7 protein-coding genes are annotated in these 5,844 nt (G+C 35.6%); 3 read left to right on the top strand and 4 right to left on the bottom strand.

The window, feature by feature from the left end:
* The 4 genes from IJI93_RS10385 to IJI93_RS10370 form a co-directional block, all read right to left on the bottom strand.
* A partial coding sequence (locus IJI93_RS10385) for a nitroreductase family protein (protein ID WP_292822716.1) occupies positions 1-95 on the bottom strand: 95 nt, incomplete at its 3' end.
* Positions 92-505: a MarR family winged helix-turn-helix transcriptional regulator gene (locus IJI93_RS10380; protein ID WP_292822714.1), complete on the bottom strand. Its 414-nt coding sequence runs from the start codon at positions 503-505 to the stop codon at positions 92-94. The genes IJI93_RS10385 and IJI93_RS10380, both read right to left, overlap by 4 nt.
* A complete protein-coding gene (locus IJI93_RS10375; protein WP_292814013.1) occupies positions 498-1,865 on the bottom strand; it encodes an MATE family efflux transporter in 1,368 nt (455 codons plus the stop codon). Before IJI93_RS10375 ends, IJI93_RS10380 begins: the two co-directional genes overlap by 8 nt.
* Positions 1,866-1,999: 134 nt before the next feature.
* The gene (locus IJI93_RS10370) at positions 2,000-2,512 is read right to left on the bottom strand and encodes a hypothetical protein (protein WP_292814015.1); all 513 of its coding nucleotides are present in this window, start codon (positions 2,510-2,512) and stop codon (positions 2,000-2,002) included.
* Positions 2,513-2,639: 127 nt separating this feature from the next.
* On the opposite strand from IJI93_RS10370, the gene purD reads away from it, so the two are divergent.
* Genes purD through argF form a run of 3 tightly spaced genes read left to right on the top strand, consistent with a single transcriptional unit; the run spans position 2,640 to position 5,786 of the window.
* The gene (purD, locus tag IJI93_RS10365; protein WP_292814017.1) at positions 2,640-3,950 is read left to right on the top strand and encodes a phosphoribosylamine--glycine ligase; all 1,311 of its coding nucleotides are present in this window, start codon (positions 2,640-2,642) and stop codon (positions 3,948-3,950) included.
* A 22-nt stretch (positions 3,951-3,972) separates the two neighbouring features.
* Positions 3,973-4,821, top strand: a complete 849-nt coding sequence (locus tag IJI93_RS10360) for a TMEM175 family protein (protein ID WP_292814021.1) — start codon at positions 3,973-3,975, stop codon at positions 4,819-4,821.
* Positions 4,822-4,880: 59 nt separating this feature from the next.
* Positions 4,881-5,786: an ornithine carbamoyltransferase gene (gene argF, locus IJI93_RS10355; protein ID WP_292814026.1), complete on the top strand. Its 906-nt coding sequence runs from the start codon at positions 4,881-4,883 to the stop codon at positions 5,784-5,786.
* Positions 5,787-5,844 lie beyond the last annotated feature (58 nt).

Here is a 5,844-nt window from a genome sequence, read left to right as displayed (position 1 = left end):
TCTAGAATTGTTTTTAAATCTTCATCTGATATCTGTTCGTCTTTGAATTTTCTTATGCTTCTTCTGGTTTTCAAATCATAAATTGTCTGGTTCATATTATCTCCTCTGAAATTTTTCTTAAATTATCTTTAAAGTTATCGTATTCATCAGCGCCGATTATCTGCTTTATTCTCTCATCCCACTCATCATCATAATCCATTACCTTTTGGGCGGTTTTTGCGCCTTTGTCGGTAATTTCTATTCTTTTTGTCCTTTTGTCTTTAGTTCTTTTAATGAATCCTTTATCTTCGAGTTTTTTTAGGTTTCTTGTTATTGTGCTTTCGTTTAGATGAAAATTTTCCGCCAATTTCTCCTGGATTATTCCCTCATTATCATATATGGCTATCAATAATGGAAAAAGTCCGAAACTTAAATCTTCATCTTTTACTTTTTCATTCAAGAACTTTGCATGTTCCCTATAGATTATTGAAATGTAGGGAACTGTGGGAACATCCTTATCAAGCATTAACATTCCCTCTTATCAGTCTGTTTATGTACAGTTCAATGCAGGCATAACATATAATCGAACCTATTCCCCCTCCTAAAAGCATTCCGCAGTAAATTCCAAACTCTCCCATGTGGAATGTGAATCCTAAAAGGTATGCGAATATCAGCACAAGTATAAATTCCCTGAAAGTTGTAAGAATTAGGGATATTGTTCCTTTTCCAACACCCTGGAAAACGTTACCTGCACTGGCTCCGAAAGGAACATATAATATGAAAAGACACATTATTTGAAGAAAACTTGCAATTAATGGCTCAAGCTGAGCGCTGCTTTCAGAGTATGAGAATATAAATGCAATCTGATTTGCAAATACGTTCAATATAATACATACTATTATTGAAGCTATTAAAGCTACTTTAACGGCGTATCTTGCTGTAACTCTTAAATTTTCATATTTGCGGGCACCGAATGCCACGCCTGCAACTGAAATTGCCGCTGTACCGACACCGATTGCAGGAAGCATTCCAATGTTTACTATTCTCCATCCTGCTGTATAAACAGCTACTGATACAGGACCGGATACTATTGTAAGCATGTAATTGACAAATATTGTTAAAACTGACAGCACCAATTGCTCCAGACTGGCAGGAATACCGACAACTAAGATATCCTTATACATTCCAAAGTCATTGCGGAAATCTTTTAAGCTGTATGAAAGATAGGTGTCTTTTTTAACAAATATCCAGTAAAACATTAAAAGCAGGCTTATAAGAGGTCCCAATACTGTTGCCCATGCGGCCCCTTTGATTCCCATTCCAAATGTGTAGATGAAAATCGGATCTAAAACCATGTTGATTATTGCTGCAAGTGCTATTGGAATTGTTGCTCTTTTGATGTCTCCTTCAGCTCTAAATGCTCCACCTACAATTGGAGGCATCAGTAAGGCAAATGTCCATGCAAATATGATAAAACCGTAGTCCATGGCATAGTTTATGACACTGCTTGCGCCCATCATATTCAGCATAGGTTCCATAAATACAAGAAAGATGATTGATATTATAACCGAAACGATAAAACTTAAGATAAGGTTATGTATCGCTGCATTGTTTGCTGAAGCCTTATCTTCGGCGCCAATAAATCTTGAGATAAGTGAATTACCACCAGCTCCTATTCCGTTTCCAAAACCTACTAAAATCATAAATAGTGGTGTAATATATCCGAGTGCAGCTAATGGTTCTGCACCGAGTCCTGCTACCCAAATACTATCAATAATGTTGTTTGCAAAAATTAAAAGCATACTGCCTATAATAGGTAATGATAATTTGTTGATAGCCTTTTTAGGGTCTCCTGTAATCATTTCAATGTTTTCATTTTTCTCCATAATAACATCTCTTGCATATGCAACTATACTCTTGTATATGCAAGTGTAAATATATAAATGTTTTGATATAACTGAAGTTGAATATTAAAAAAATAAGGGATAATTTGTTAATTATTACAAATTATCATTTAAATTTAGTCGTGTGATGACTGTAGTAATGAAACGAGTGTTTTTTCATCAGGAGCAAACACGTGGACTAATTTTCCATCTTCAATGTAGTCGAATGCTACTCCGCCATCGTATTCATCAACCCATCCGTCTTCATCAGCTAGTTTTTTAGCTGTAGCAGTTGCGGTTGGAGTGTATGTGTCATCATCAAGTTCAGCGCTTCCAAAAATAACACTTATCAAAATTCTTTCATCACCTTTATCAAATGCGTCAGTTGATATTTTCAAGCCTTGAGAAGCGTTATAGTCTTCACCTACCACTTTTGCGGTTTCATTTTCTACAAATCCTTCAGGGATGGTAAATTTGAAACCCTGTATTGTCAATACATTATTGTCGAGTTGCACAGACCCACCGTCGGAATTGGTGCTGTCGCTGCTGGAAAAACTAAAGCTCCAGCCGTTATCTTCAGCACTTACCGCACTGACGGAAATACATGCTGCGAGTAAAACTACTCCAATCATTAGAATTTTTTTGTTCATTTTTTTTCACTTTATAAGATAACTTGGTAGTTAATTTTAACTTTTTTTGTTAATTATAATTTTTGTTTTCATCTCTAAATTTAAATATTTTTAAATATATAATTAAAATACAATAGGAGAATTTACTATGAAAGTTTTAGTTGTTGGTACTGGTGCTCGTGAACATGCTATTGCTGATGCACTTAAAGATGATGTAGAGTTATACTGTTATATGAGCAAAATAAACCCAGGAATGAGCAAAATTGCAGAATTCAAGCAAGGTGATGAAGGGGAAGTTGAAAAAGTAGCTGCATATGCTATTGAAAATGAAATTGACATTGCATTCATTGGTCCTGAAGCTCCACTCGGAAAAGGAATTGTGGACGAACTTCAAAAAAATGGAATTCCATGTGTTGGACCGACCCAAAGCGCAGCCAGAATCGAAACAGATAAGTCATTCATGAGAAAGCTATTTGAAGATTATGAAATTGAAGGATCCCTGGTTTATAAAGTGTTCGATAACTCTGAAGAGGTTTCTAAATTTTTAGATGAATTTGACCGTGATGTTGTAGTAAAACCTGTCGGTTTGACTGGCGGTAAAGGAGTTAAAATCGTAGGTGACCACTTAAAAGATAATGAAGAAGCAAAAGAGTATTCATGCGAAGTTATTGACAATGTAATGGGCGGATTTGCTCAAGTAATTATTGAAGAAAGATTAATCGGTGAAGAATTTACAATCCAGGCATTCTGTGATGGTGAACATTTGGCTCCAATGCCTGCAGCACAGGACCATCCTCATGCATTCGAAGGCGATGTAGGAGCAATCACAGGAGGTATGGGATCATATTCTGATGTTGGTGGATTGTTGCCATTCTTAACTCAGAAAGATTATGATGATGCAGTAGCAATCATGCAGGAAACCTTAAAAGCTATTGCTGAGGAAGCAGAGCCATATAAAGGTATATTATATGGTCAGTTCATGTTAACCGCTGACGGACCAAAACTCATAGAATACAATGCAAGATTTGGAGATCCTGAAGCAATGAATGTTTTACCACTTCTTAAAACTCCATTGGCTGATGTTTGCCAAGCCATTGTTGACGGTAATTTGGATAAGGTGGAATTTGAAGATAAGGCCAGCGTATGCAAATACATCGTACCTGACGGATATCCTGAAACCGAACATGCCGGCGAAATTATTGAGGTTGATGAGCAGGCCATTGAGGATATGGGCGCAAAAGTATTTTATGCAGCAGTATCTGCTGAAGATGACGGAATTCACCTGTCCGGTTCAAGAGCATTAGGTATTGTTGCCAGCGGCGAGTCAATCGAAGAGGCTGAAAAAATAGCTGAAAAAGCATGCGAGTTTGTAAAAGGTAACGTTTACCACAGAAGAGATGTGGGAACAGCCGAACTTGTAGCTAAACGTGTAGAACATATGAAAGAAATTTTAAACTAAATTTCTTTTTTATATTTTTTTGGTGATTGAAATTAGAGAAGATGCCAGTCCTGAAGATATTGAAGAGTTAAAAAGAAGTATTCGTGAAAAAATTGATGTTATCAAAGAGAATGCTGATAATGAGAAAGATATTGAAAAATTAGAGAAAATAGATTCTTTTTTAAAGTATAGAGCTTCAACATCATGGGATGATGATAAAAAAGCTAAAAAATATGCTAAAATTAATAAAGGTTTAAGTTTTTATCAGCGTTTCAAACAGGCTTTTGAAAGTGATGTTGATATTGATCCCGGACGTCTATTAGGTCTTACAGATGGAATTTTCGGAATGGTAATGACTCTTTTAGTCTTTGGTATTGCGCTTCCTGAACTTCAAATTGTTAATCATGCCGATTTTGTAGCATTTATTACAACATTGACTCCAACAATCGGCGTTACAATAGTCAGTTTTGTATTGATAAGCTCCTTTTGGATTTACCATCATGAATTCATCAAGGTAAAAACTCTCAATATGCCCTATCTATGGTTAAACATATTATTTTTGATTTGTATATCATTTATTCCATTTTCCACTTCATTAATAGGTAATTATTCTCATTTCTTCTTGTCTGAGGCGGTATTCGGTTTAAATATATTTTTAACATTGATTGCTTTCTTTTTCATGTATCATTATGCCGACCGCAGGAATTTCCTTGAAGGCAATCCAACTAAAGAAGAAAAAAATCATGTAATCCATACACTGCTTATAATTATGGGGCTGACAGTTATTGTCAATCTTTTGGACTTCCACGTCTCAGGCAGTTTCATATATCTGTTTTTACTTGTTCCTGTAATCTCAACAGTCAGGGATATTATATTTAAAATGAAATCATAGAAACATTTAATATATATCTTTAACATATATTCTTTTTTATAATGAAAAGGGGATTAATAATGGGCAGTTTATTATCTATTTGTGATATTAAAGAGGATGTTGGACACATTCTTGATTTGGCTAGTAAAATTAAAGCAGGAGAAATGGAAGAAAAACCTCTTGAAGGCAAAACATTGGCAATGATTTTCCAGAAATCATCCACCAGAACAAGGGTTTCTTTTGATGTTGGAATGTGTCAGTTAGGTGGAAGAGCTATTTTTTTATCATCCAATGATTTGCAGATGGGAAGAGGAGAGCCTATTTTAGATACTGCCAAAGTTTTAAGCCGTTTTGTTGACGGAATCATGATTAGAGCCATTAAACACAGTGATGTTGAAGAGCTGGCCGAACATTCCGATGTGCCTGTTATTAGCGGCCTTACTGATTTGGAACATCCTTGTCAGGCCCTTGCCGATGCATTAACTATCAAAGAACACTTCGGATCTTTTGAAGATAAAAAGATTTGTTTTGTCGGCGATGGAAACAATGTCTGTAATTCTCTTTTATTAATCGCTCCTCTTTTAGGCATGGACATGTCCGTAGCCTGCCCAAAAGGATATGAACCTAATGAGGATATCCTTAAAACCGCCCAGGAATTTGCAAAAGAAAACGATACTGAAATTACTGTCAGTGACGATATCGGCATTGCTTTGGAAAATGTTGATGTGGTGTATACTGATGTTTGGGTAAGTATGGGTGATGAAGCGCAGGCAAAACAAAGGGAAATTGATTTTGCACCGTTCCAGGTCAATTCTGATTTGATGAGCCTTGCAAATGATGGAGCTATATTTATGCACTGTTTACCTGCAATCAGGGGTCAGGAAGTAACATCCGATGTAATTGACGGACCTCAATCCGTAATCTATGATGAGGCTGAAAACAGGATGCATGCCCAAAAGGCTGTTTTATATTATTATTTAAAATAATATTTATATTTTTTATTTTTCTTTAAAAATATTTTTTTCCATTAAAGTAAATATTGCT

This window comes from Methanobrevibacter sp. (assembly GCF_017431965.1).
Lineage (GTDB): Archaea > Methanobacteriota > Methanobacteria > Methanobacteriales > Methanobacteriaceae > Methanocatella.
This window is presented reverse-complemented; position numbering and strand designations above follow the sequence as displayed.